The 25,618-nt window shown below is 73.5% G+C and carries 16 protein-coding genes; 5 read left to right on the top strand and 11 right to left on the bottom strand.

The window, feature by feature from the left end:
• The first annotated feature begins 20 nt into the window (after positions 1 to 20).
• Positions 21 to 419, top strand: a complete 399-nt coding sequence (locus tag ABD329_RS19495) for an RNA-binding S4 domain-containing protein (protein WP_198275647.1) — start codon at positions 21 to 23, stop codon at positions 417 to 419.
• Here ABD329_RS19495 and ABD329_RS19490 read toward each other — a convergent pair.
• Genes ABD329_RS19490 through ABD329_RS19480 form a run of 3 tightly spaced genes read right to left on the bottom strand, consistent with a single transcriptional unit; the run spans position 406 to position 4,627 of the window.
• Positions 406 to 1,659 carry an NAD(P)/FAD-dependent oxidoreductase gene (locus tag ABD329_RS19490; protein WP_198275648.1) on the bottom strand — a complete coding sequence of 418 codons (1,254 nt, stop codon included), beginning with the start codon at positions 1,657 to 1,659 and terminating at the stop codon, positions 406 to 408. The two genes, ABD329_RS19495 and ABD329_RS19490, sit on opposite strands and share 14 nt — an antisense overlap.
• On the bottom strand, positions 1,656 to 3,083 hold the full coding sequence (locus ABD329_RS19485) for an NAD(P)/FAD-dependent oxidoreductase (RefSeq protein ID WP_198275649.1): 1,428 nt from the start codon (positions 3,081 to 3,083) through the stop codon (positions 1,656 to 1,658). The genes ABD329_RS19490 and ABD329_RS19485 overlap by 4 nt, the downstream gene beginning before the upstream one ends.
• A 50-nt stretch (positions 3,084 to 3,133) precedes the next feature.
• A complete protein-coding gene (locus ABD329_RS19480) occupies positions 3,134 to 4,627 on the bottom strand; it encodes an FGGY family carbohydrate kinase (RefSeq protein ID WP_344316685.1) in 1,494 nt (497 codons plus the stop codon).
• A gap of 266 nt (positions 4,628 to 4,893) precedes the next feature.
• On the opposite strand from ABD329_RS19480, the gene ABD329_RS19475 reads away from it, so the two are divergent.
• The gene (locus ABD329_RS19475) at positions 4,894 to 5,901 is read left to right on the top strand and encodes a hypothetical protein (protein ID WP_198277235.1); all 1,008 of its coding nucleotides are present in this window, start codon (positions 4,894 to 4,896) and stop codon (positions 5,899 to 5,901) included.
• Between the two features lie 59 nt (positions 5,902 to 5,960).
• Entirely contained in the window at positions 5,961 to 7,481 is a 1,521-nt protein-coding gene (locus ABD329_RS19470) for an amino acid permease (protein ID WP_198277234.1), read from the top strand.
• A 59-nt stretch (positions 7,482 to 7,540) separates the two neighbouring features.
• On the opposite strand, the gene ABD329_RS19465 is transcribed toward ABD329_RS19470, so the two are convergent.
• Entirely contained in the window at positions 7,541 to 8,794 is a 1,254-nt protein-coding gene (locus ABD329_RS19465; protein ID WP_198277233.1) for an FAD-dependent oxidoreductase, read from the bottom strand.
• A 182-nt stretch (positions 8,795 to 8,976) separates the two neighbouring features.
• Here ABD329_RS19465 and ABD329_RS19460 point away from each other — a divergent pair, with 182 nt between their 5' ends.
• Positions 8,977 to 9,720 (top strand): peptidoglycan-binding domain-containing protein, encoded by a 744-nt coding sequence (locus ABD329_RS19460; RefSeq protein ID WP_246618461.1) that lies wholly within the window; start codon positions 8,977 to 8,979, stop codon positions 9,718 to 9,720.
• A 36-nt stretch (positions 9,721 to 9,756) separates the two neighbouring features.
• Here the strand turns inward: ABD329_RS19460 and ABD329_RS19455 are convergent, their stop codons facing one another.
• The 3 genes from ABD329_RS19455 to ABD329_RS19445 form a co-directional block, all read right to left on the bottom strand.
• Positions 9,757 to 11,160 carry a CAP domain-containing protein gene (locus ABD329_RS19455; protein ID WP_198277232.1) on the bottom strand — a complete coding sequence of 468 codons (1,404 nt, stop codon included), beginning with the start codon at positions 11,158 to 11,160 and terminating at the stop codon, positions 9,757 to 9,759.
• A gap of 102 nt (positions 11,161 to 11,262) precedes the next feature.
• Positions 11,263 to 12,735: an NAD-dependent succinate-semialdehyde dehydrogenase gene (locus ABD329_RS19450; protein WP_198277231.1), complete on the bottom strand. Its 1,473-nt coding sequence runs from the start codon at positions 12,733 to 12,735 to the stop codon at positions 11,263 to 11,265.
• A gap of 87 nt (positions 12,736 to 12,822) precedes the next feature.
• Positions 12,823 to 14,082 carry an aspartate aminotransferase family protein gene (locus ABD329_RS19445; RefSeq protein ID WP_037957403.1) on the bottom strand — a complete coding sequence of 420 codons (1,260 nt, stop codon included), beginning with the start codon at positions 14,080 to 14,082 and terminating at the stop codon, positions 12,823 to 12,825.
• 202 nt (positions 14,083 to 14,284) lie between these two features.
• On the opposite strand from ABD329_RS19445, the gene ABD329_RS19440 reads away from it, so the two are divergent.
• On the top strand, positions 14,285 to 15,970 hold the full coding sequence (locus ABD329_RS19440; protein WP_198277230.1) for a PucR family transcriptional regulator: 1,686 nt from the start codon (positions 14,285 to 14,287) through the stop codon (positions 15,968 to 15,970).
• Between the two features lie 78 nt (positions 15,971 to 16,048).
• Here ABD329_RS19440 and ABD329_RS19435 read toward each other — a convergent pair whose 3' ends face one another.
• The 4 genes from ABD329_RS19435 to ABD329_RS19420 all read right to left on the bottom strand — a co-directional run bounded on the left by ABD329_RS19435 (position 16,049) and on the right by ABD329_RS19420 (position 25,501).
• Positions 16,049 to 16,654 (bottom strand): LuxR C-terminal-related transcriptional regulator, encoded by a 606-nt coding sequence (locus ABD329_RS19435; protein ID WP_198277229.1) that lies wholly within the window; start codon positions 16,652 to 16,654, stop codon positions 16,049 to 16,051.
• Positions 16,655 to 16,985: 331 nt separating this feature from the next.
• Complete coding sequence (locus ABD329_RS19430) at positions 16,986 to 19,796, bottom strand: ATP-binding protein (RefSeq protein WP_198277228.1); 2,811 nt, start codon at positions 19,794 to 19,796, stop codon at positions 16,986 to 16,988.
• Positions 19,786 to 22,542: an AAA family ATPase gene (locus ABD329_RS19425; protein ID WP_198277227.1), complete on the bottom strand. Its 2,757-nt coding sequence runs from the start codon at positions 22,540 to 22,542 to the stop codon at positions 19,786 to 19,788. Before ABD329_RS19425 ends, ABD329_RS19430 begins: the two co-directional genes overlap by 11 nt.
• 58 nt (positions 22,543 to 22,600) lie before the next feature.
• Entirely contained in the window at positions 22,601 to 25,501 is a 2,901-nt protein-coding gene (locus tag ABD329_RS19420; RefSeq protein ID WP_344316683.1) for a helix-turn-helix transcriptional regulator, read from the bottom strand.
• Between the last annotated feature and the right edge of the window lie 117 nt (positions 25,502 to 25,618).

Here is a 25,618-nt window from a genome sequence, read left to right as displayed (position 1 = left end):
TTAGACATTAGAGTCAGGGTATGGCTTCAGACGAGGGGTCCGTACGGGTGGACAGCTGGATCTGGTCCGTGCGGCTGACGAAGACGCGCTCCATGGCGTCCTCGGCCTGCCGCGCGGGGCACGTCCGGGTCAACGGCGAGCGCGTCAAGCCCGCGCACACGGTGCGGACCGGGGACGAGGTGCGGCTGCGCCATGCGGGGCGCGACCGGATCGTGGTCGTCTCGCGCATCGTGCGCAAGCGGGTCGGGGCGCCGGTGGCGGTGGAGTGCTACGTCGACAACAGCCCGCCTCCGCCTCCGCGCGAGCACACCGTGCCGATCGGGCTGCGCGACCGCGGGACGGGCCGCCCCACCAAGCGCGACCGGCGCGATATGGAGCGGCTGCGCGGTATGCCCGGGGGCCCGGTCAGTCCGCGGTGATACGCACGGGGCCGCCGTGTGCGTCGGCCCCGGCGATCCAGTCGGCGGGCAGGTGGAACGGCCGGTTGGGCGCCGCCGTAGAGGGAAGGCGCCCGCGGTGCAGCGTCCGGCCGTCCTGGCTGGCGGTGAGCACCGGCCGGGTCAGGAACCGCGTGGTGCGCAGGGTGAACCGGCCGCGCGGCGGACGGGGCCCGTCCGGGGTGAGCCGGTTGGGTGAGATCCACAGCAGCGGCGCCTCGACCCGCACCGGCAGCGGTCCCGGGGTCCATGGCACACCCGCGAGATGGCGCAGTACGGGCGCGGCGGCGAACCGGCCGTCGAGGGCGGCGATATCGGCGGTCTCGACCGGGTGCAGCAGATTGCCCACGGCGAAGACCCCGGGTTCCCCGGTGCGGAACTCGGCGTCGGTGGCCGGGCCCCGGGTGCCGGGGTCGAGCGCGATCCCGGCGCTTCTGGCCAGTTCGTGGTCGGGGATCCAGTCGCCGGTGAACACCACGGTGTCGCAGCCGATGGCCGCGGTCCTGCCGTCCCGGTGCCGCAGCCGTACGCTCTCCAGCCGCTCCCGGCCGGTCAGTTCGGCCACGGTGGCGTCGGTGACCAGCGGAACCGCGTGCCGCAGCCGGGTGCCGAGGTGGCGCGCCGGGTGGGTCTGGTGGCGGGGCTGGTCGGTGACCATGGCGGCGACCTCGGCCCCGGCCCGGCGCAGGGTGGCCACCGCGGAGTAGCTGACCCGTTCCGCGCCCACGATGACGGCGCGGTGGCCGACGCTCTGGTGGTGCACATGGACGGCCTGCTGCAACTGCCCGGTGGTGAGGACACCGGCCGGCCGGGTGCCGGGCACCAGCCGGGCGCTGCGCGGGCGTTCCCGGGCGCCCGTGGCCAGGACGACGGCCGTGGCGGTGATCCGCTCCAGGCCGGTCGGGCCGGTGATGTCCACGGTCCGGGGTGCCGCCCAGCCGGTGGCCGTGACACCGGTGCGCAGCACGGCCCCGGCGCGGATGGCGGCGGCGATGTGGTGGCGGGCGTAGTCCGGTCCGGTCATCACCCGGCGCAGATCACGCAGTCCGAATCCGGTGTGGTCGCAGTGGCGGGGGATGCCGCCCGCGCGCTGTTCGCGGTCGAGGACCTCGACCCGGTCCACCCCGGCGGCGGCCAGCCGCGCGGCGACCGCGAGTCCGGCCGGTCCGGCCCCGATGACCAGGACGTCCACGGTGCGGTGGGTACGGTCGTCGGGGGTCATCGCCGGGCCTCCGTCCGGTTCTGGGCCGCGGTGGCCGCCTCGAACTGGGCGCGCACCGCGGCGCCGCAGAAGAATCCCTGGCAGCGCCCGGCCAGGGCCCGGGTGCGGCGCCGGATCCCGTCCAGCGAGCCCGGTGGCACGGTGGCGGTCAGCGCGTCGCGGATCTCGCCCCGGGTGACGCGTTCGCAGTGGCAGACCACGGTGCCGTACGCGGGGTCGGCGGCGACGAGGTCGGCGCGCTGGTAGGGGCGCGGGAACGCCTCGCCGATGGTGGGCATCCGCACGGGCTCGATCTCCCGCTCGGGCCCGGGGTCCAGACCGCAGTCGACGAGGAGCTCCGCCACATGCGCGGCGATCGCCATGGAGCCGGTGAGCCCCGTGGAGCGGATGCCGCCCACGGCGACATACCGCCGTCCGGGGTCGGCGTGGATCTGGTAGTCGTCGTGCTCGGTGGCGGCGCGCAGCCCGGCGTAGACGGCGGTGACCTCCTCCTCCAGCAGCTCCGGCAGGATCCGCGCGCCCTTCTCGCGGAGCGAGGCCAGTCCGTCGGCCGACGATCCGGTGGCGGTCTTGTCGTCGAGGTCCTCGGCGGTGGGGCCGAGCATCACATTGCCGTACACGGTCGGCGACACCAGCACACCCTTGCCGAGCGCGGTGGGCACCGGCAGCAGGATGTGGTCGACCAGGCCGCGGGCGAACTTGTCGAAGACGATGAGCTGGCCGCGGCGCGGGGTCACGGTGAACTCCTCGTGGCCGAGCCGCCGGTTGATCTCGTCCGAGTACAGCCCCGCGGCGTTGACCAGGTGACGGGTGCGCAGCACCCCGCGCGGGGTGGCGATCTCGTGGTGGTCCGCGCCGGTGGTGATGGCCCCGGCCGGGCAGTTCAGATGCAGGTCGACGCCCGCGCGGACCGCCTGGGTGGCGTAGGCGAGCGTTGTCGTCCAGGGGCAGATGATGCTCTCGCCGGGGACCTCGAGCGCGCCGAGGGCGCCCGGTCCCAGACGGGGTTCGCGGGCCCGGACGGCGTCCGCGTCGAGGATGACCGTCTCGTCGTAGCCGTTGCGCGCGGCCTTCTTGGCGAGTGACGGCAGCGCGGCGAGCTGCTCCCCGTCCCAGGCGACGAGCAGCGCGCCGAGCGGTTCGAGGGGGATGCCGGTCTCGGCGGCGTAGGCGGTCAGCCGCCGGTAGCCCTCGCGCACCAGGCGGGCCTCCAGGGTGCCCGGGGTGGCGTCGAAGCCGGTGTGCAGGATCGCGGTGTTGGCCTTGGACGTGCCGTTGCCGACGTCGTCAGACGCCTCGACCAGGGCGATCCGCAAGCGGTACCGGGCCAGTTCGCGGGCGATGGCGGCGCCGACCACCCCGGCGCCGATGATGGCCACGTCGTGGACCTCGTCGGGGAGGTCACCCGTGGTCGTAACGGTCATGCTGGTCCCTTGCTCGGTGGTGGACACGGCTCCCGGTGCCCGGGCGGTCCTCAGTCGTGGGCGGCGGCCGTCGGCACATGGTCCAGCAGCGCGGCCACGGCCGAGCGGAAGGCGGCCAGCCGCTCGGCGGCCCGCTCCGCGCTGATCCGCGGTTCGTAGACGGCGGCGGGCTCCCATGCGGGGACCGCCTCCTCGACCGTCAGGCCCGGGTCCAGCCCCATCCGGGCGGCGGCGCCCACGCCCAGCGCCGTGACGTCCGGCAGGGCCGACACCTCCACCGGCAGCTGGAGCAGATCGGCCTGGGTCTGCATCAGCAGCGCGGAGCGGGTCAGTCCCCCGTCGACGCGCAGGACGGTCAGCGGCGCGCCCAGGTCGGAGGCGGCCGCCTCGGCGATCTCCACGACCTGGGCGGCGATGCCCTCGCACAGGGCGCGCACCAGATGCCCCGCGGTGGTGTCGAGGCCGAGCCCGGTGAGCGACCCCTTGAGGTCGCCGCGCCACCACGGCGCGGCGAGTCCGGCGAGCGCCGGTACGAAGGTGACGCCCCCGGTGTCGGGCACGGTCCCCCCGACCGGGTCGAGGTCCTGGGCCCCCTGGATCACCCCCAGGTCGCTGAGCCAGCGCACCGCGGAGGCGGCGGTGTACACCTGCCCGTCCAGGCAGTAGCTGGTGCGCCCGGCGAACCGCCAGGCCACACAGGAGACCAGGCCATGGGGGCCGCGCCGGGGTTGGTCACCGGTCTGGGCGAGGAGGAAGGCGCCGGTGCCGTAGGTGCACTTGGCGGTGGACGGTTCGGTCACCCGCTGCGCCAGCAGGGCGGCCTGCTGGTCGACGAGGAGTCCGGTGAGCGGGACCTCGCCGCCGAAGGCCGTGGTGGTGCCGACCGGCCCGGCGGCGTCGACGACGCGCGGCAGCCGTTCGGCGGTCAGCCCGTAGAGGTCCAGGGCCTTCGGGGACCAGGCGACGCGGTCGAGGTCGAGCAGCCCGGTGCGCCCGGCGGTGGCGGCGTCGGTGACGAACGCGCCGGTGAGCCGGTGGACCAGCCAGACGTCGCTGGTGGTGACCACGCCCTCGGCGGTCAGATGGCGCCGGATCCACGCCATCTTGGGGGCCGCGAAGTACGGATCGAGGGGCAGTCCGGTGAGTTCGCGCAGCGTCTCGGCGTGCGGCGCGAGCCTCTCGCACACCGTGTGGGCCCGTCGGTCCTGCCAGACCAGCGCGTCCGTCAGCGGCTCTCCCGTGACGGGGTCCCAGGCCAGCACGGTCTCGCCCTGGTTGGCCAACCCGACCGCCACGACCGGCTCCCCCGCGGCCGCGAGAGCCTGGCGCCCGGCCTCGATGACCGAGGTGAGCAGCGCGGCCGGATCGACCTCGACCAGTCCACCGGGCAGATGGCGGGGCCGTACGGGCACCTCGGCGGAGCCGATCACCCCGCGCTCGGGGCAGAGCACCAACGCCTTGGTGCCCGAGGTTCCTTGGTCGATGGCGAGGACCGGGCCGGTCGCGGGGTCGGCCGGGGGGCGGTGGCGACGCTCAGGCAGCATGTCCGGTTCTTCGCTCGGGGCGGGCGGATCGCTTCGGGCTCGGGGGGCGGTGGGTTCGGAGGGCGGCGCGCTCGCGGGACGGAGCGCGGATCTTGCCGGAAAGCCTGGTGCAGGCGCGGGGCGGGCGTCAAGACGGCCCGTTCGGGCACTGACCGGAGTCCCCCGTTCCCGAATCGTTGCACCGGGCCTATAAGATCCCTGCAACCATCCCCCAGGCCCCTCGCTTTCCCGCGTCCGGTACGTCAGCTCCGTACGAAAGTCATCCGATGCCCGAGGAAGAGTTCCGCCCCGTGTACCACCCCGCGGGCTATGACGGGGGGCTGCGCGTCGCGCTGCACGATCTGCGCACCGGACGCTGGATATCGATGCGCAATCTGCTCGCGGAGACCCCCACCTGGTCGCTGTGGACCCAGCGCACCCAGGTGCTGGCCACGGCCGCCGCCGGATCCAATGTGGTGGACGCGTGGCGGACCGAGGAGCCGCGGAGCGTGGCGGCGCTGGTGATGCACTCCCGGGTCGGGGTGGAGCGCGCGGTGCGCGCACACCGCGAGGGACACCCCCGCACCCGGGAGCTGTGGCGGGAGGCGTGGCAGTCCTGCCAGCTGGCCGCGCACCACTCCCCGGCGGATCCGGTGCCCTGGGTGTGTCTGCTGGCCCTGGCCCAGCTGGACAAGAAGCAGCGGCAGGAGGAACACCGGGTGGCCCCGCCGGGTCCACTGCTCTTCCCCGGACCCTGGGGTCTGCTGGCGGAGGCCGACCGGCGCGATCCGTACAACCGCGAGGCGTACCACCGGATGCTGCAATTCGTGTACGCCCGGCGGGCCGGGGGTTCGCTGGCCGAGGCGGTCAACTTCGTGCAGTGGGTGGTCTCGGGCGCGCCCGAGGGTTCCGCGCTCCAGGTGCTGCCGCTGTACGTGCATGTCGAGCGCTACCGAGAGGAAAAGGGCTACGAGAAGGCCCTCGACCTCCACTGGGCCACCGAGGACGCCACCCGGGACGCGAGGAAGGCGCTGAACGGCTGGTTCGATCACGCCGATGTCACCACGAGTTCCCTGCTCGATCTCAATCATCTGGCACACGCCCTGTGGGGCGCGCTGCTGTTCCCCGACGCGGCCCGTGTCTTCGAGACGCTGGGGCCGTACTTCACCCCGCTCCCCTGGGCCTACCGCACCCGCGACGCCGCCGACCGCGCCCTTGCTGAAGAAATGTTTCTTCGCGCCCGGGTCCGCTCGCTGGCCGGCGCCCGTGGGCCAAGACCCGGGCCCGGCGCCTGAGCCGATTTCCCCCCACCTGTACCGCCCCTCGCCCGCCACAGCATTCCGGAGGCACATTCATGTCCACGGCATGGTCGAGTTCAAGTCCCGCCCCCCACCGGGACGATGAACAGCGACTGCGTGAGCTCGGCTATCAACCCGTTCTGGCCCGCCGCATGGGCGGCTTCGGCAATTTCGCCATCAGTTTCTCGGTCATCTCCATTCTCTCCGGATGCATGACGCTCTACGGCTTCGGGCTGGACACCGGAGGCCCCGCGGTGATGATGTGGGGCTGGGCCGGAGTGGGGCTCTTCGTGCTGTGCGTCGGGCTCGCCCTGGCCGAGGTGACCAGCGCGTATCCCACCTCGGGAGCGCTGTACTACATGGCCGACCGGCTGGGCGGACGGACCTGGGGCTGGTACACCGGCTGGCTCAATCTGCTGGGGCTGCTCGGTGCCATCGCCGGAATCGACTACGGCGCCGCCCTGTTCACCGGCGCGCTCTTCAACCTCCAGTGGGGATTCGATCCCACACCGGAGTCGACCATGCTCATCTTCGTCTGCATTCTGCTGCTGCACGCGGCGCTGAATCTGTTCGGAGTCCGCCTGGTCAGCGTGCTCAACTCGGTCAGTGTGTGGTGGCATCTGGCGGGCGTCGCCATCATCGTCGGCGCGTTGGCGATCGTGCCCTCCCACCACCAGTCGCCCGAATTCGTCTTCACCGAATTCGTCAATAACACCGGCTGGTCGAATCCGCTGTATGTGACCGCGATCGGGCTGCTGCTCGCCCAGTACACCTTCTCCGGCTACGACGCCTCCGCGCATCTGTCCGAGGAGACCTCCAACGCCTCCGTCTACGCCGCCCGGGGGATCGTCCGCGCCATCTGGGTGTCCTGGGTGGCCGGGTTCGTGCTGCTGGCCGGGCTCACCTTCGCCATCCAGGACTACGCCGGTACGCAGGGAAGCGCCACCGGGGTGCCGCCGGCGCAGATCCTGATCGACGCCCTGGGCACCGGCGGTGCCACCGCGATGCTGCTCATCGTCATCGTGGCCCAGCTGTTCTGCGGGAACGCCGAGGTGGCGGCGGCCAGCCGGATGGTGTTCGCCTTCAGCCGGGACGGCGCGCTGCCGGGCTCACGGCTGTGGCAGCGGGTCAGCTCCCGTACCCAGACCCCGGTGCTCGCGGTCTGGCTCTCGGTGGTGGTGGCGTGTGTGCTGGCCCTGCCGTCGCTGTACTCCGAGACCGCCTACGGCGCGGTGACCGCCATCAACGTCATCGGGATCACCCCCGCCTACGCCATCCCGATCTTCCTGCGGCTGCGCGCCGGGGACCGGTTCCAGCCGGGCCCGTGGAGCCTGGGACGCTGGAGCAAGCCCGTGGGCTGGATCGCGGTGGTGTGGGTCGCGGTGGTGACGGTGCTGTTCTGCCTGCCGCAGTCCAGCCCGGTGACGGTGGATTCGATGAACTACGCCTCGATCGCGCTGGCCGTGGTGCTGCTGCTGGCCACGATCTGGTGGTTCGTCGCCCGCCGCTCGTACAACACGCCGTCCGCGTACGGCACGGCGCGTGAGCAGGCGGAGATCGCCGAGGGCATCGTCTGAAGGTTCCCCGTAGGTGTGAAGCCGGGTGCGGAAGGCTGTCCGCACCCGGCTTCGACGGTTCATCCGGAACGGCGCAGCGACTCGGCCGGGGGCCGCTCGCGGCCCGCGCCGTAGGCGAGGAAGTACGCGGGGGCCCGTTTCAGCCAGGGCGCCCTGGTGAGCACCTCGGCGAGCCGCAGCGGCTCCCCTCCGGCGGCCGGTGAACGTCCTTGCAGCAGCGGCCCGATCACCCGGGCGTGGGCGATCCGCTGCAACCCCTGCGTCGCCACGGTGGTCGGCCACCGGCGGCGCTGGACGGCGCGTACGTCGGCGAGGCCCACGGTGCCCGCGCGCAGCGGTCCGGCCAGATGGCGGGCGGCGGCGACCGCGTCCTCGACGGCGAGGTTGATGCCGATCCCGAACACGGGCGACATCGCGTGGGCCGCGTCCCCGATGCACAGCAGTCCGGGGCGGTGCCAGCGGCGGAGCCGGTCCATCCGTACGTCCAGCAGCTTCACCTCGTCCCAGGACCGCGGTCCCGGGCCACGGTCGGCCGGCCCCCGCCGCATCCATGGGGTGGCCTCCGTGAACGCGGAAAGGAACCGGTCGAGACCTTCGGCGCGGCATTTGGCGTCGGCCCCCTTGGGGATCAGGGCCGCGCACTGCCAGTAGTCGCCACGGTCGATCATCGCGGTGAGAAAGCGCTCGCCGGCATTGGCCACCAGCCCCTGGGGGTCGCTCTCCTCGCGCGGCAGCCGGAACCACCAGACGTCCATCGGGCAGGCGAACTCCTGGAGTCCGAGCTCCGGCAGGTCGCGGGCGATCGATCCCCGGCCGTCGCAGGCCACGGTGAGGGTGGCGCGCAGCTCGCCGGTGGAACCACTCGTACGGTCGCGGTAGCGCACTCCGGTGACCCGTCCGCGCTCCATGCGGAAGGAGGTCACCTCGGTGTTCGTCCGCAGCTGGAAGGTGGGTTCCCGCTTGGCCTCGTCCGCCAGCAGGTCGAGCAGGTCCCACTGCGGCACCATCGCCACGTAGTTGTACTTCCCCGGCAGTGAGCCGATCTCGCCGACCGTGAACAGTTCGCCACCCCGTCCTATGGGCAGCTGGATGGAGTGCACATGCCGCTGCGGCAGGGCCGCGAACCGGTCGGCGAGGCCCAGGTCGTCCAGGAGCCGCAACGTGCTGGGGTGCACCGTGTCGCCGCGGAAGTCGCGCAGGAAGTCCCCGTGTTTCTCCAGGACGGTGACCTCCACCCCGGCCCGGGCGAGCAGCAGGCCGAGGACCATCCCGGCCGGCCCGCCGCCCACCACACAGCATGTGGTCCGCTCCATCTCATGGCTCCCTTCGACGTCCCCGAGGCCATGGGCACCCTCTCAGGACGGGTTACCCAGCGGCGCCACGCCACACCGGCGCCGCGGGGGCTCCGGGGCCTCCGGTTCACGATCGGCTTGAATCTTCCCGCGCCCGCGTCCGTATCCCCGCGTGATGGTGTGGGGCGTACAAGGAGGTCTGTATGGCAGCCGAACCCGATCCGGACCGACCAGCCGGGCGTCAGGTGATCGAGCCGACCGCCATCTTCCCCGCGACGCCGGAGCACGACGATGCCGCGGACGGGCCGGTCGAGGGGTGGATGGAGGAGCTCGACCTCTTCCGGCCGCCGGGCAGCGAGCTCCCGCCCGAGGCGCCGCCCATGGCGGATGACGACACCCAGGAGATGACGGGCGGCCCGTCCGCGGCCGACGCCTGGTCCCCGCAGGGGACACCGCCCGCGCCCGGGCAGCCGCCCGCACCGACCCCGCCGGCCGGGCGGCGCCGTCCCAGCGCCGCCCTGCTGGTGCTGGCCGGGCTCGGCGCGGGGGTCGCCCTCTCGCTGGTGGTGATGGTGGACCGGGACTCGGCGTCCGGCGCGGCCGAGGGCGGCGCGTCGGCCACACCGACCGCGCCCACCGCGCCCGCGACCTCCGGCGCGCCGCAGACGCCGAGCGCCCCCGCATCGCAGGCCCCGGAGGACCAGTTGCCGCCGCCGGGCGACCCGGGCGATGTGCTGACCCTCGGAAGCACCGGCCCGGAGGTCACCGAGCTCCAGAAGCGGCTGCTGCGGATCCCGAACGTGTATCAGGACGGGCCGGTCAACGGCCAGTACGACCAGGCGCTGGCCCAGGCCGTCTCCCGGTTCCAGGTGTGGTACGGGATCCGGGGCGACGCCAACGGGGTGTACGGGAGTGCGACCCGGCGCATTCTGGAGTCGCGCACCTGAGGCACCGGCCGACGACGTTCAGGGTCGAGACGCCGATCAGACGGCGCCGAAGACCTGGGTCCAGTACGTGCCCGCTCGGCTGCCGGTGGCATGGCCGACACCGATGTGGGTGAAGTCGGGCTTCAGGATGTTGGCGCGGTGGCCCGGGCTGTTCATCCAGCCGCGCACCACTTCCTCCGGGGAGCGCTGGCCGCACGCTATGTTCTCGCCGATGCCGCGGTGGGCGGCCCCGGCGGCCCGGGCCCGGTCCCAGGGCTGATGCCCTTCGGGGCCGGTGTGGGAGTAGAAGTCGCGGGCCACCATGTCGTCGCTGTGCGCCTGCGCGGCCGCCGTCAGCCGTGGGTCCGGCGCGAGGGGCGCGAGCCGGGCCGCGGCGCGCTCCGCGTTGGTCAGGGCGATGACCTCGGAGGCCAGGCGCAGCAGCCCGTCCGGGGTGAACGGACGGGCCCATATCGCCGTCCAGTAGACATCCCCGGTGGTGGGGCCGTTGGCGCGGCCGATGCCCAGGTGGACGAGGTCGGGGTCGTGGAACGGGCCCCGGCGCTCGGCGCCTTCGAGGCAGTAGTCCACGAACTCGCGTGGGGTGCGCGGCCCGGAGACGATGTGCTCGGCGATGGTCAGCGGGGTGTAGCCGTGCGCGGCGATCCGGTGGAACAGCGAGGTCCCGTCCGGGCTCTCCAGGGCCAGCGCGCCGTGGGCGGCCATGGCCCGCGCGTGCGCCTCGGCGGCCGCGGTCAGCCGTCCGTCGAGTGCCACCGGCGCGGCCCCGGCCCGGGTCCGCGCCGCGTTCACCACGTCGAGGGCCTGCCGCGAGGCCCCGTCGGTGGGCGCGGCGGCGGACGCCGGGGCGGGAGGCACAAGAGGCATGGGAGGCATGGGAGGCCCGGGCGCGAGCGGCGCGGACGCGGGGGGCGCGGGTGCGAGCGGCGCGGGCGCGGGGAACGCGGGCGCGGCGGTTCCGTCGTCGGCGACGTCGACCCCGAAGTCCCGGGCCACACCGGCGAGTCCGTCGGCGTACCCCTGGCCGATCGCCCGCACCTTCCAGCCGCCGCCACGGCGGTAGATCTCGGCGAGCAGCAGCACCGTCTCCCGCGCGGGGCGCGGCGGGGCGAACCGGGCCAGCGGCGATCCGCGCTCGTCCAGGACGCTCAGCACGGGCGCCGGGAGCCGCCCCAGCGGGGTGCCCGGGTCGGCCGGGCTGATGACGAGGGTGACCCGGGCGGCGCCGGGCCGCAGCGCCCGCGGCCGCAGGGTGACCGTGTCGCCGTCCAGCCGGGCGCCGGGCGCGGTGGGCTGGTTGAAGAAGACGAAGTCGCCGTCGCCCGCGACCTTTCCGTCCTCGCCGGTGATCAGCGCGGACAGGTCGAACGGCCCCGGCACCCGGATGGTCAGCGCGCCGTCGGGCAGCGCCTGGTTCCCGCCGGGCACCAACTCGCCCATGTCCGCTCCTCACCGCCGCGCGTCTGGAGGCAACGCGTCAATGAGGGCAACGCCTGGGCGCCTCCGGCGGTTCCGGCGGGCGCCCGGGCGCCGTGAGAGCCGTCAGACCGGCACCGCGACGTACTTGTACTCCAGGAACTCGTCGATGCCGACGCGGCCGCCCTCGCGTCCGAGCCCGGACTGTTTGACGCCGCCGAAGGGGGCCGCGGGGTTGGAGACCAGGCCGGTGTTGAGGCCGACCATGCCGACCTCGAGCCGCTCGCTCACCCGCAGCGAGCGGTTGAGGTCCTGGGTGAACACATAGCCCACCAGGCCCCATTCGGTGTCGTTGGCGATGGCGAGCGCCTCGTCCTCGTCCTCGAAGGTGAGCACCGCCGCGACCGGTCCGAAGATCTCGGTCTCCATCAGCCGGCTGGCCGGGGAGACCCCGGTGAGCACGGTGGGCGGGTAGAAGCAGCCGGGGCCCTCGGGGGTGCTGCCGCCGACCAGGACCTCGGCACCGCGTGCCACGGCGTCCGCGACCAGCTCCTCGACCTTGGTACGGCCCGCCCGGTCGATGAGCGGCCCGACCTGGACCCCGGGGCGGCTGCCGGGGCCGACCTCCAGCGCGCCCATGCGGCGGGCCAGCCGGTCGGCGAACTCCGCCGCCACGGAGGAGTGGACGAAGAACCGGTTGGCCGCCGTGCACGCCTCGCCCATGTTGCGCATCTTGGCGGTCATGGCGCCCTCGACCGCGACGTCGAGGTCGGCGTCCTCGAAGACGATGAAGGGGGCGTTGCCGCCGAGTTCCATGGAGGTGCGGACCACCGCGGGCGCGCTCTGGGCGAGCAGGGTGCGGCCGACCTGGGTGGAGCCGGTGAAGGAGAGCTTGCGGATGTGCCCGCCGGTCAGCAGCGGCTCCACGACCTCTCCGGCGCGGGAGGTGGTGACCACGTTGAGCACCCCGGCCGGAAGCCCCGCCTCCGCCAGGATCCCGGCGAGCGCCAGGCTGGACAGCGGGGTCTGCGGGGCGGGCTTGAGCACCATGGTGCAGCCCGCGGCGATCGCCGGGCCGATCTTGCGGGTGCCCATGGCCAGCGGGAAGTTCCACGGCGTGATGAGCAGACAGGGGCCGACCGGGCGGCGCATCAGCAGCATCCGGTTCTTGCCGTCCGGCAGCGTGGAGAACCCGCCCTCGACGCGCACGGCCTCCTCGGAGAACCAGCGGAAGAACTCCGCGGCGTAGGCCGCCTCTCCGCGCGCCTCGGCCAGCGGCTTGCCCATCTCGGCCGTCATCAGCGCGGCGAGCGCGTCGGCCCGCTCGATGATCAGCTCATAGGCGCGGCGCAGGATCTCGCTGCGCGCGCGGGGCGCGGTGGCCGCCCACTTCTCCTGGGCCTCCTCGGCGGCGGCCAGGGCGCGCTGCCCGTCGGCGGGGGCGGCGTCGGCGACGTCGCACAGCACCTCACCGGTGGCCGGGTCGTCGACCGGCATGGTCTGGCCGCCCGCCGCGTCGGACCACGACCCGGCGATGTAGAGCTGCTTGGGCACCGCGGCGAGGACCTCGGCGGCCGAGGGGTACGAGGGGGTGGACATAGGGGCAATCTCCTATCGGACCACCGCCGGTCCGAGGGTTCGGACCGGCGGGCGGATCGGGCTCCCGTGGGTGATGTGCGGCGCGCGTCAGGAGTCCGCTGTTCCGGCGCTGACGGCGGCGGACCAGGCGCGCAGACCCTCGTCGATCGCCGCTTCGTCGACGACGAGGGCGGGGATCATCCGGACCACATGGTTCCAGGCGCCGCACAGAAGCAGCAACAGCCCTTCGTCCACGGCGGCGCGCTGCACCCGGGCCGCGGTCGCCGGGTCCGGCTCGCCGTCAGCGGTGACGAACTCGCTGGCCAGCATGAGGCCGAGGCCGCGTACATCGCCGATGGCGGGGGTCTTGGCGGCCACGTCCTCGAGACCGCTGCGCAGCCGTGCCCCCATGGCCTCGGCGTTGGCCACGAGGTTCTCCTCGCGGACCACGTCGAGGGTGGCGGCGGCGGCCGCGCAGGCCACGGCGTTGGCGCCGTAGGTGCCGCCCTGCGAGCCGGGCCACGCCTTGCTCATCAGTTCCTCGGAGGCGGCGATGCCGGACAGTGGGAAGCCGCTGGCCAGCCCCTTGGCGGTGACCAGGATGTCGGGGCGGATGCCGAAGTGGTCATGGCCCCAGAACCGTCCGGTGCGGCCCACCCCGGTCTGCACCTCGTCCAGGATCAGCAGGAAGCCATGGCGGTCGGCCCGCTCCCGCAGGCCCTGGAGGAAGCCCTCGGTGGCGGGCACATAGCCGCCCTCGCCGAGCACCGGTTCGACGATGATCGCGGCGGTGTCGTCGGGCGGGGAGATGGTTTGCAGGACGTAGTCCAGCTCCCGCAGGGCGAACCGGGTCGCGGTCTCCTCGTCCCAGCCGTACCGGTAGGCCGTGGGGAACGGCGTCACCACGACTCCGCTCATCAGGGGCGAGAAGCCGGAGCGGAAGCGGGTGCCGGAGGTGGTCATGGAGGCGGCGGCCACGGTACGGCCGTGGAATCCGCCGTGGCAGACCAGCACGTTGGGCCGGCCGGTGGCCTGGCGGGCCAGGCGCAGGGCCGACTCCACGGCCTCGCTGCCGGAGTTGCTGAAGAACAGACTGTCGAGGCCCGTGGGGAGCACCTCGCCCAGCTTCTCGACCAGCCGCCGCAGCGGCGGGTGCATCACGGTCGTGTACTGGCCGTGGATGAGGGTGCCCACCTGCTCCTGGGCGGCGGCGACGACCCGCGGATGGCAGTGCCCGGTGCTGGTGACGCCGATGCCCGCGGTGAAGTCGAGGTATCGCCGCCCGTCCTCGCCGTCGATGTAGGCGCCCTCTCCGCGGACGGCGACCACCGGAGTGGCTTGACGGAGCTGCGGCGACAGATTGGTCATGTTCTCTCCCACACCCACGGGTCGGCGATGCGCTCGGACACTTCGAGGGTGAGGGGGCGGACCCGGTCAGGACAATGATCACTGTGTCGCGGGGTGGTGATCGCTATGGACGATCTGTCAACGACCTCGGGGAGGGGTCCTGTCAAGAGGTCGGCCGGGATCGTGGTTGCGCCCGGCGCGCGGGCTTGCCAGAGTGAGCGGCATGAACGGCTTCGGCGGCACCGCGTACGACGCTGCCGGACGGCCGCTGACCCGCCCCCCGGAGCCGCCGCGGGTCCCCGGGCGTCCGCCGCTCAGCCTCGCCGAGGTGCTGCGGCTTCCGGTGCTGGCCGCCGGGGCGCCGGAGGTGGTCTCCGGCCATGGGCAGCTGGCCCGGCCGGTCCGCTGGGTCCACATCACCGAGCTGCTGGACCCGGCGTCCTTCCTCAAGGGCGGGGAGCTGGTGCTGACCACCGGGATGCCGCTGCCCGAGGACCCGGCGCTGGTCCGCCGGTATGTCGACGAGCTCGCGGACATCGGCGCCGCCGGGCTGGTCATCGAGCTGGTGCGGCGCTACCACCGGCCGCCCTCGGAGCTGGTACGGGCCTGTCTGGCCCGGGACTTCCCGCTCGTCCTGCTCTCGCGGACGGTGAACTTCGTGGAGGTCACCCAGGTGCTCCACTCGCTGATCGTCGGCAGCCAGGTGGAGAGCCTGCGCCGGGCCCAGGACGTCCATGACACCTTCACCGCGCTGACCCTGCGGGGCGCCGGGCCCGAGGAGGTGGTGGACATGGCGGCCGAGATGAGCGGGCACCCCGTGGTGCTGGAGAACCTGGTCCACCAGGCCGTCATCTGCGGATCGCCCGGGCGCGGGGTGGAGGGGGCGCTGACCGGCTGGGAGCGGCGCTCACGCGCCACGCCCTCGCCCGACCGGACCGGGCTGAGCGGCCCGGAGGACTGGCTGGTGACCGCGGTGGAGTACCGGGGCGAGCGATGGGGGCGGCTGCTGATGCTCCCGGACGGGGCCCGGGACCCGGCGGTCGGCCCCGAGGACGCGATGGTCCTGGAGCGCACCGCCACGGCCCTGACCATCGCCCGGCTCACCCATCACACCCGCTGGGAGCGGCGGGCCCAGCGCACGCTGCTGCTGGACCTGGTGGAGCAGCGCTGCCGGTCCAAGGGCGAGGCCCGGGCCAGGGCCGAGGCGCTGGGCGTGCCGGTCGCGGGCCGCCGACTGATGGTGGCGCTGGTCAGTCCCGGCCCCGGCGCCGGGGAGACGACCGAGCTCGAGGACCGGCTGACGGACGAGCTGGGGGCGGCCGGGGCCGCCGTACTGGTCGGCGCGGTGCCCGGTGACCACATAGGAGTGCTGCTGGCCCTGCCCGCCGCCACGCCGTGGCGGCCGCTGGTGGAGCGGCTGAGCCGGTCGGTGCGGGAGTCCCGGCCGGACGCCGTGATCAGCGTCGGCTCCGAGGTGTCGGACCTGTCGCAGACCGCCCGATCGTTCCAGCAGGCGGCGCGGGTCGCGGACGCCGCCGTCCCGGGGACGCCGGACAAGGCGTTCCACGAGCTGTCCGACATCGGGCTGCGGCAGTTGCTGTACGCGCTGCGCGGCGATGTGCGGCTCCAGGAGTTCGTGGAGCGGCAGTTGGGACGGCTGGTGGACTACGACGAGCGGCACGGCACCGATCTGCTGCCGGTGCTGCACACCTTCCTGGACGCGGCGGGCAACAAGACGGTGGCCGCCAAGCGCGCGAACCTCTCCCGGCAGGCGTTCTACCAGCGGCTGCACTCGGTGGAACGAGTGCTGGGCTGCGATCTGGAGTCGGGTGAGCAGCGCACCCAGCTCCATGTGGCGCTCACCGCCTTCCGTTTGCTGCGGCTGTCCCGGGGCCCGGCCCCGTCCTGAGACGGCGACGCGCCACGGCCGGCCCGGATCGAATCCGGGCCGGCCGTGGCGCGTTCGTGGACCTCCGCGGCGCGGTGGTCATTTGATGAAGTCGTCGACGACCTTTGGCGGCCAGCAGCCGACGTTGAGTACGCCGATCGAGTAGGCGCGGGAGACGAGGGCCGCGCGGTTGGGCACCCGCAGCTTCCGCAGCAGCCGAGTCACGTGGTACTCGACACCCTGCCGGCTGAGGTAGAGCCGGGAGGCCAGCGGAATGGTGGAGAGCCCGGCGGCGATGCCCTCCAGGATGCGCGCCTCGGTCTCGGTGAGGAGCTTCTTGCGGTTGGTGACCATCTCCACCTCCTCGCCACCCGCCGTGGGACGCATCACCACGAGGATCGAGGCCACATGGGCGGTGCCCTCGCGCACCGCCACGGCGGTGAGCCCGCTGGTGAAGGCGGCCCCCTCGGCCCCGATGGCCACCACATGGGTGGTGAACCGGTGGCGGGAGCCGTCGAGGAGCCGGGTGAACTGCCGCTTCAGCGCCTGCCGGACGCTGGGGTGGACAAGGTCACAGAAGTCACGGCCGCACACGTCCGAGGAGGCGTCGTCGAACTGCCGGAAGAATTCCCGGTTCGCCTGCTGGACGGTGAGCGACGGGTCGAGACAGACGACACACGCCCCTGGCTGATCGAACTGGCGCAATAGATCCGTGTACTCGGTCTGCTCGTGTCCAAGCTCGTGGGGGGTTGGCCGAGCCGAATCCGTTAGTAAAGGCAATGCCAAGGGACTGCCATCCCTTCCTAATTCTCAGTATTCGGAATTGAATATCGATATTCAATTCCGAATGTTCATTTCAGAATTGAGACTAGGGATCTGCGGGTACGGAAGTCAACGTCAACAGGGGTGTCGCCACCCAATCCCGTGGTGGGGTGCCCCGAAGGTTCGGTCCGCACCCCACCCCTTCGGTGGGCCGGTACGGTCGGTTCACGAATCCTCGTCAAACAGCGTCCAATTATCGCCGTTAACGCTCCGTTCACGAATGCATGCGAGGCAGCAGCTCGATGAGCTCGCGCCGGCCGGAGACGCCCAGCTTGCGATAGGAACTCGTCAGATGCTTCTCGATGGCGCGGGAGCTCACCCCCAGCTCGGCCGCGACCTCCTGGTTGGTCAGACCGCGTCCGACGAGGGAGGCCACGGTGCGTTCGGTACGGGTGAGGGTCGCCTCCGGCGGGGCGGCCGCCGCCCCGCTGCCGTCCGCCGCGCGGATCCGCTCGACCAGCCGTGGCACCCCGCACGCCGAGGCCAGCGCCGCGGCCTCCCGGAGCACCGCCGTCGCCTCGCCGCCTCCCGGCCGCAGCCGCTTGCCCAGCAGCAGCAGCGTGCGGGCGAGTTCCAGTTCATTGGCCGAGGCGCGCAGCACATCGACCGATTCGCGCAGCAGCCGCATCCCCTGATCACCGTCGCTCAACCGGCCTTTCACCCGCAGCGCCCGGCCGAGCGCCACGGGGGCGCCCCATTCGGTCGCCCGCAGCAGCTCCTCCTCGGCCAGCGCCCCGGCCGCGTGAGGGTCGCCGACCCGCCGGTGGAGATCGGCCGCCCAGGGCCGCCAGGAGAAGAGCACGGGATTGCGCCAGCCCGACGCCTCCAGCTGCCGGCCGCAGGCCAGGAGGGTCTCCAGGGCGCTGGACCAGCGGCCCTGCTCGGCGTCCTGCGCCGCCTTGACGAACTGTAGCGCCGCGGTCAGGGCCAGACTCGAGGAGCGGCGCCGCCCGGGGCCGTCCATGATCCGCTCGATCAGCGCGGAGTCCTGGAGGTCCAGGGCGACCCGGGTGAGGGCGAGGGTGGAGACGACCCCGGCCTCCTGCCAGTGCACCTCGGCCAGCCGCACGGCGCGCTCGGCGTACTCACGTGCCTGGGCGACGCGGCCACGGGCGCTGAGCACCATGGCCTGCTGAACGTTGACGAGCGCGTCCACGACCGTGCCGCCCTGCCGCCGCGTCTGCCGCTCCATCGCCAGCCAGGAGCTGATCCCCCGTACCGAATCGGCGGCCACCAGCCCGATCACCACCAGCGGCAGCGGGGTGTGGACCTGGTCGGAAGTGGCCGGTTCCCGCTCCAGGATGCGGTTGGCCAGCCGGGAGACCTCGGCCGCGGGCCATCGGGCGGTGAGCACCGCCGCGTTGAGCAGCACCGCCGTCAGCTCGCGCTCGGCGGAGGTGAGCAGTGGCGGCTCATCCCCCAGCACGGACAGCCGCTCGACCGCCGCGGCCAGCTCCGCCGGGTCCTCGTGTCCGGCATGCCGCAGCCGCGCCTCGAGCCGCAGCGCCACATCGCGCGCCGTGCCCTCCAGCGCGGTGGCGGGCCCAAGGTCCTCGGCGACCTGGTGCAGCAGATCGATGACCGACGGGGGCCCCAGGCCCACGATGGTGGGCGAGATCCGCAGGGCCGCGGCGGCCCGGAGCCTGGCCGTGGTCAGCAGGGGGATCGCCTGGGAGATATGGCGTTCACAGGCGGCCGGGTCGAAGCCGCGCTCCGCGGTGGCCAGATCGATCAGCAGCCGGGCCCGGCCCTCCCCGGTCAGCGAGCCGTCCAGGAGGGCGCGGCGCAGATAGCGGGCGGCGGTGCGGGGCGCGCCGCGGCGCAGCGCGGTGTCGGCCGCGGCGCGCAGCACCTCCACCGCCCAGGGGTGGTCGGAGCTGGTGACGGCCAGGAGCTGGGCGGCGACGAGCTCGGCTGGGCGTCCGTTGTGGTACATCAGCGCCGCCGCGGCGTCGTGCAGCCGCTCCCGTTCGGCCACGGTCATCGAGGACTCGACCGCGTCCTGTACCACCCGGTGGAGGAAGCGCGGCTCCTGCTCGGCGGCGACCAGCCCCAGCTGGTGGAGGTCGCGCAGAGCGGCCAGGAAGCCGATCGTGTCCAGCCCGGCCAGCCGGCCCAGCAGATCCGGTTCCGCCTGGTCGCCGAGGACCGCGATGGCCGCGGCCAGGTCGCGCGGGGGCCGGGGCTGGGCGCGCAGGGAGCTGGCCAGCCGTTCGCGCAGCTGGGCGGGGCGCAGGGAGCGGGCGGTCTCGGCATGCTCGGCGGTGGGCCGGCGGCCGCGCATGGCCAGGTCCGCCAGCACCGACTTCAGGAACAGCGGGTTGCCCCCGGAGCTCTCGTGGCAGGCGCGGGCGAACTCCTCGTCCCCCGGCACACCGAACTGCTCGAGGATCACTTCCTTGGTGGCGCCCAGCGAGAGCGGCGCGGGGCGCAGCACCCGCCGCGCCGCCTCGACGACCTCCCGCAGCAGTGGGTCCCCGGGTCGCCGGTAGCCGTCCCGCAGGGAGCAGACGAGCACGGCGCGCAGCCCGTGCAGCCGCTTGACGAGGAAGGCGAGCCAGCGCAGCGAGGGGGTGTCGACCCACTGAAGATCGTCCACGAGGATGAGCAGCGGGCGCTCGGCGCCGGCGGTGGCCAGCACCGAGCGCAGGCCGTACAGCGCTTCCTCGGGGATGGTGACGGCCCCGTTCTCGTCGAGCGGCGGGTCGTCGTCGGAGAAGACCGTCCGGCAGAGGTCGACCTCTGCCTCGATGCGCTGCCCGCGGAGCTCTTCCGGGGCGCCGGTGAGCAGGCTGTCGAAGAGCTGGCGGACCACGCCGAGGTCGAAGTCCTGCTCCATCGGCGCGGCGTTGGCGCGCAGGACCCTGATCTTCTCACCCTCGGCGAGCATCGGCAGCTGGTGCAGCAGCGCGGTCCGGCCGGTGCCCAGGGGGCCGGTGAGCAACAGCAGTGACGAGTCCCCCGCCGCCGCGGCCCGCAGGGCCTCCGCGACCTGCGCCAGTTCGGCCTCCCGTTCAAGCAACATCGATTCCGCCTCCCTGCGCCGCCCGCAGCAACGCGATCAGCTCCGCGCGACCGCCGATCCCCAGCTTTCGGTACGCACCGCTGAGTCTCAGCTCCACGGTGCGTCTGCTGACGGAGAGGGTCTCGGCTATCTCCCGGTTGCCATGGCCGAGTCCGACGAGGGAGGCGGTGCGCTGCTCCGGCTCGGTCAGCGTCGCCCACGCCGGATGCGGGACGCGTCCGCGTACGGCGGAGGGCCCCGTCCGCTCGGACAGCTCGCGCACCTTCGCGACCAGCCTGCTGGAGGGCCGGTGGGCGATGACGAAGGTGAACAGATCGCCCACCAGCGGGGCCGCGGCGCGCGGGTTCCCGGTGTCGAGCTCGGCCGTGGCCAGCTCCAGCAGAGCCCCCGCGTAGGCGAGCCGGGCCGGGGTGCCGCGCAGGGTGGCCACCGCCTCGCGGAGCCGCTCGACCCGCCCCTCGCGGGCCACCCGTCCGGCGCCCAGCTGGGCCCAGCCGAGCGTGTTGGCGGCGCCCCACAACCGGGCCAGCGCGAGCTCCTCGTCGGCGAGCCGCCGTGCCTCCTCGTGGTCGCCGAGGGCGTCGTGGACCCGGGCGGCCATCGAACGCCACGGCATCAGGGCGGGGTTGCTCCGCCCGCGGCCCAACTGCCATCTGCCGGTGGCCCGGAACAGCTCCGCCGCCTCGGGCAGCCGGTCGTCCTTGACGGCCACCAGCGCCCTGGCGAAGAGCAGATAGCCCCAGGAGGCGCCCTCGCGCGACTCGGCGGGGGCGGAGGCGGCCGCGAGCGCACCGGCCTGGCCGAGGTCGCCGTTCTCCAGGGCGATGAGGATCCGGACGGCGAGCAGATACGGGACGGTGTAGCGGTGCCAGAGGGAGCGGGGCAGTGACCGCTCGGCGGCGGCCACGTCCCGTTCGGCCATGTCGAGCCGGCCGCGCCGCAGGTTCAGTTCGCCGCGGACGGCCAGGGCCTGGGCGGCGGCCGCGCGGGCGTGCCGCCTGCGCAGGTCGGTGTGGAGGATGTCCAGCCGGATCTCGGCCTCGTCCAGGTCGTCGGTCAGCAGCAGGGTCCGGGCGGCGGTGAGCCGGGGCAGGATCAGGGCGCCCGCACCGCCGTCCAGGGTGAAGACCCGATGGGCCAACGCGCGGGCGGTGGGCAGGTCCGTCCCGCGCAGCGCCAGCCGCCAGGCGCGCGCCGCGGCCTGCACCGGGCAGGTGGGGTCGTCGGGCAGCGGCGGGATCCCGTCCGGGACCAGATCGGTGTCGTCCTGCCCGTCGCACTCGGTGAGCCAGAACAGCCCGGCCAGCGCCCCCCGTTCCTCGCCGTCGGTCGAGGGCAGCACATCGACGATCGCGCGGCGCAGCGCCTTGTCGTCGCCGCGGGAGAGCCCGAGGTCGGCGGCGCGCACCCGGATCCGGCCGGGTCCGCCGTCGCCGGTGCGGATGATCTCCGCCAGTCGGCGGCCGGCGGCCTCGGGGGCGGCGAGCACTTCGATGGCGGCGAGTTCGATGCCCAGCTGCGCGCGGGGCACCGGGTCCAGCGGCTCCTCCAGTGCCCGCGACAGACAGGCGATGGCCTGGCCGGTCCGGCCCGCGCGCAGTGCGGCGGCGCAGGTGCGGCGCAGCACGGGGATCACCCAGGGCTCGTCGACCGGGCGGGCGGCGAGCAGCAACCGGGCGATGTCCTCGTCGGCCACGGCCGCCCGGTAGGCCAACTCGGCGGCGCGGGCATGGAGTTCGGCCCGCTCGTCACCGGGCATCTCGGCGAGGATCCAGCTGCGCGCCTCGGGGCGGCTCAGCCGGAGCCCGGTTCCGGAGGCGGTGGCCAGCCCGCTCTCCTGGAGCACTTCGGGCAGTCCGGGCTCGCTCGCGGCGCGGGGTCCGGCGAGCGTGAACAGCAGGGACAGGTCCAGCAGATCGCCGCAGACGGCGAGCGCGCGGACGAGCGCGACGGCCGTGTCGGACAGCCCTCCGAGCACGCGGACGGCGTGTTCACCGCCCACGGCCTCGGTGATGGTGGTCAGTTCCGGCACTCGCCCGGCGACCGGCGCGTAGCCGTGTTTGGTGAAGCGGCGCAGTGCCTCGGACAGCACCTCGGGGTTGCCCGCGCTCGCCTCCAGGGCCGCGGAGATGAAGGCGTTGTCGCCGGGGTGGCCACAGATCAGCGCGACCGTGGCGGCCACGTCGCGCGGGGCGAGCGGGGCCAGTTCGCATTCGAGGGTGATCACTTGCTGCGGCGCGGTGGACAGCGGGCACGCACCGGGGCGGAGCCGGCCGGTGCCGCTCACCAGGAGGACGATCAGGGCGTCGGGCAGCCGCCGTATGAGCGCCCCGAACCAGCGCAGTGAGGCCGGGTCCAGCCATTCCACGTCGTCGACGACCAGCAGTGTGGGCCGTTCTCTGGCGGTCCGCAGCAACTCGGTCAGGCCCGGTAAGCGGCTCTCGGGCCCCTGTCCGGTCAGGGCCTTCATCGAGCCGTCGGTGAGTCCGTCCATCGGGGCCAGCAGCTGTCCCACCACGCCGTAGCGCACATCGCGCTCGCCGGGGGTCGCCTTGGCGCGCAGCACCCGGAAGCCCTGGTCCTCGGCCAGCCTGGCGGCGAGGTTCAGCAGGCGGCTCTGTCCGTAACCGGGCCTGCCGATCAGTGTCACCACCGAGGAACGGCCCCGGCCGAGATCGGCGACGGTCTGGGCAAGCATGGCCTGCTCTCGTTCACGGCCGGGGAACGGGAGCCCGTTGAGCTGCATGGTGTGACTATATGCCTGGGGTGGGTGGTGAACCTGTCACCGCTCCGCCGTACGCGCGTCAGCGGCGGCCGCGTGAGGCGAAGACCCACGCGGGGGCCTGTGGGTCGGGAAGCCTCGGCGTGTTCAGCACCGAGGCCAGCTCCCCGCGCTGACCGACACTGAGCTTCCGGTAGACGCTGGTGAGATGGGTCTCAACGGTCCGTACGGTGACGAACAGCGACTCGGCGATCTCGCGGTTGCCCGCCCCGCGCGAGGCCATCTGGGCCACCTTGCGCTCGGTGCCGGTGAGCAGGTCGACCGGTGAGGCGGTGATCTCGCGCATCCGGCCGCCCGCGGCCACCAGCCGGTTGCGGGCGTCCCTCGCGAGCGCGAGCGCGCCGCAGCCCTGCGCGAGGTCGACGGCCGAACGCAGCCGCTCCCGGGCCTCGCGCGGCCGCCCCGCGTCCAGCAGCGCCCCGCCGAGCAGGAACTCGGCCCGGGCGTGCTCGGAGCGGGCGGGCGACCCGGAGAAGTGCTCGACCGCCTCGGTGAGTTGGGCGATGCCCTCCTCGCCGGGGGTGGTCACCCCGCGGGCGAGGGCGGCGAGTCCGAGGGCGCGCGGGGTGCTCCAGCGGCGGGCCAGCTCGGCGCCGTGCTCGACCAGGTCCCGCGCCTCGTCCGCCCGCTTCTCCGCCGCGAGCAGACAGGCCGCCTCGCTCCACCAGGGCAGGAACACCGGGTTGGCGAAGCCGGACTCCTCCAGGGAGGCGCCGCAGTCGAGCAGCAGCCGCAGCGCGGTGGCGCTGTCGCCGAGCGCCCAGCGGGCCCGGGCACGGGCCATGAGATACGAGTGGTACTCCATGACGAACCCGTCCAGGTTCGGCCGGGTGACGGCGGCCAGCAGCTCCTCGGCCCGCTCCGGTTCGCCGCGGTCGATCAGGATCGTGGCCAGCGCGGTCTGCGGCATGGTCACATTGGCGCTCCAGCGCTCCTCGCCGATGATCTCGACGGCGGTCTGGGCGTCGGCGAGGGCGTCGGGGATCGCGCCGACGCCGTGCAGCAGCAGGGCGCGGTAGGACAGGGTGATCACATACGACCAGACCGCGGCGTTGTCCTGGCCGTGGCGCAGCGCGTGCTCCAGGTTCTCCATCGCCTCCTCGATCTCGTCGGCCAGGCCGAGGGTGAACGCGGAGAACAGCAGCGACCAGTTGTCGAGCCGGTCCGCGGAGCTCAGCGCGCGGCGGGCCTGCCCCACCGCCCGCCGCACCGAGCGGCCCTCCATCGCGGACAGGACCGTCATCATGGCGAGCATCTGACGCTGGGCGGGGGTGTCCCCGGCGGGTTCGGGAATCCGCGTGAAGCGCTCCCGGACCGTGTGGATCGTGGCCTTCTCGTCGGATCCGCTGATCAGCAGTGTCGATTGGACGAGGGTGCGCAGCTCGCGGTCGCGTGGATCGGGGTCGGGCCCCAGCTCGGCCTCGAGCTCGTCGAGCACCTCGCTGAGCACCCGTACGGCGGCCGGTGACTGCTGGACGGTGAGACAGGTGAGGCCGAACTGCACGGCGATGGGCGCCTTGGTGCGGATGTCGGTGGCCAGCGCGAGCGCCCGCTTGAGCAGCCGGATGGCCTCGGCGGGGTTGATCTCCGCGAGCGCCTTGGCGAGCGGGACATGGGCCGACAGGCTGTCCGGCTCCGCCTCCAGGACCCGGTAGAGATAGCGGGCGGCGGCCTCCGGGGCGCCGCGGTGCTCGGCCTGGGCGGCGGCCTCCCGGAGCACCCAGCCCATCCACGGCTGGGGGGTGCCGGGCACCAGCAGCACCTGGTTGGCGACCTCCTCGGCGGGCCGTCCGGCGTCGCTCAGCAGCAGGGCCGCCCTGGCGCGCAGTTCGGCCAGCCGCTCCTCCCCGGCGGCCTCCAGCACCGCGGAGCGCAGCACGTCATGGGCCAGATCCGCCCGGTCCGGCGCCATCACCTCGGCCTCGCGCAGCTGCTCCACGGCCTCCGGGACGCGGGCGGCGGGCACTCCGGCCAGCGCGCCGATGTGCTCCGCGTCCTCCTCGCCGAGCACCGCGATGGCGGTGGCCACGTCCCGGACCCAATCCGGGCGGGCGTCGAAGAGGGCGCGCACGGACAGGGCGACCACGTAACTCCCGACCTCGGCGATCTCACGGATGCCGCTCTCGTCGGGCGCCACACCCTTGGCCCGCAGTTCGCGCAGCAGCCGGGTGACGGTCAGCGGATTGCCGCCGCAGACGGCGGCGGCGCGCTCGGCGAAGGAGGGGGCGACGGGGGCGGCGAAGACCTGGTGGGCCATTTCGGCCACTTCGGCGTCGGTCAGCGGGTCGAGGCGGATCACCGCGGAGCGCGGCTGGGCGAGGATGTCCGCCAGGGCCGCGGGGGCGACCGGTTCCTCCTCGCTGCGCTGGGCGAGCACGACCAGCAGCGGCAGTTGGTCGGCCCGGCGCAGCAGGAAGTCGATCCATCGCAGGGAGCGCTCGTCGCACCAGTGCACATCGTCCAGGACGAGCACGAGGGGGCCCTGGGTCATCAGGTTGGCGGCGAGCCAGTACAGGCCGTGCAGCACCGGGTAGACGCTGGCGGCCGTGGGCGGCCCCTCCTCGCCGGGGCGGGGGCTGAGCGCGGGGAGGGCGCGGCGGGCGCTGCCGCGCAGCAGCGGGGAGTCCTGTGCGTCCTCGGCCGAGAGCCCGAGGCTTCCGAAGAGGGCTCGTACGCCGCCGTATCCGGCGCCGGCCACCACTTCACCGCAGGTGCCGTGCAGCACGGTCATCTTCCGGCAGGCGTCGCTGTCGAGGAAGGCGCGCAGCAGGCTGGTCTTGCCGATTCCGGCCGGACCGGACAGCACCACCAGACCGGAACGGGCGCTGTGGGCGGCCTCCGCGTGGGCGGTCAGCGCGGCGAGTTCGGCGGCGCGTCCGACCAGAGCGCCGGGTAAACCGGAATCCGTTTTCCGGTCCACCACGCAGCCTCCTCGAGCCACAAATGCGAAGAATTTCGGAAAAGTGTGTGCTGCCGTCGCCAGCAGAAGGCTACACGAGCGCGATGACGACGATCAATCCCGATCAGTGGTCATGCAATT

Origin of the sequence: Streptomyces javensis, from assembly GCF_039525925.1 — a bacterium.
GTDB lineage: Bacteria > Actinomycetota > Actinomycetes > Streptomycetales > Streptomycetaceae > Streptomyces > Streptomyces asiaticus.
The sequence above is the reverse complement of the archived record's forward strand: the minus strand, read 5'-3'. Positions and strand labels throughout refer to the sequence as shown.

Coding starts and splice junctions, on each gene's coding strand:
- ABD329_RS19495 (WP_198275647.1), top strand. CDS start 21: ATGGCTTCAGACGAGGGGTCCGTACGGGTGGACAGCTGGATCTGGTCC.
- ABD329_RS19490 (WP_198275648.1), bottom strand. CDS start 1,659: ATGACCCCCGACGACCGTACCCACCGCACCGTGGACGTCCTGGTCATC.
- ABD329_RS19485 (WP_198275649.1), bottom strand. CDS start 3,083: ATGACCGTTACGACCACGGGTGACCTCCCCGACGAGGTCCACGACGTG.
- ABD329_RS19480 (WP_344316685.1), bottom strand. CDS start 4,627: ATGCTGCCTGAGCGTCGCCACCGCCCCCCGGCCGACCCCGCGACCGGC.
- ABD329_RS19475 (WP_198277235.1), top strand. CDS start 4,894: ATGCCCGAGGAAGAGTTCCGCCCCGTGTACCACCCCGCGGGCTATGAC.
- ABD329_RS19470 (WP_198277234.1), top strand. CDS start 5,961: ATGTCCACGGCATGGTCGAGTTCAAGTCCCGCCCCCCACCGGGACGAT.
- ABD329_RS19465 (WP_198277233.1), bottom strand. CDS start 8,794: ATGGAGCGGACCACATGCTGTGTGGTGGGCGGCGGGCCGGCCGGGATG.
- ABD329_RS19460 (WP_246618461.1), top strand. CDS start 8,977: ATGGCAGCCGAACCCGATCCGGACCGACCAGCCGGGCGTCAGGTGATC.
- ABD329_RS19455 (WP_198277232.1), bottom strand. CDS start 11,160: ATGGGCGAGTTGGTGCCCGGCGGGAACCAGGCGCTGCCCGACGGCGCG.
- ABD329_RS19450 (WP_198277231.1), bottom strand. CDS start 12,735: ATGTCCACCCCCTCGTACCCCTCGGCCGCCGAGGTCCTCGCCGCGGTG.
- ABD329_RS19445 (WP_037957403.1), bottom strand. CDS start 14,082: ATGACCAATCTGTCGCCGCAGCTCCGTCAAGCCACTCCGGTGGTCGCC.
- ABD329_RS19440 (WP_198277230.1), top strand. CDS start 14,285: ATGAACGGCTTCGGCGGCACCGCGTACGACGCTGCCGGACGGCCGCTG.
- ABD329_RS19430 (WP_198277228.1), bottom strand. CDS start 19,796: ATGTTGCTTGAACGGGAGGCCGAACTGGCGCAGGTCGCGGAGGCCCTG.
- ABD329_RS19425 (WP_198277227.1), bottom strand. CDS start 22,542: ATGCAGCTCAACGGGCTCCCGTTCCCCGGCCGTGAACGAGAGCAGGCC.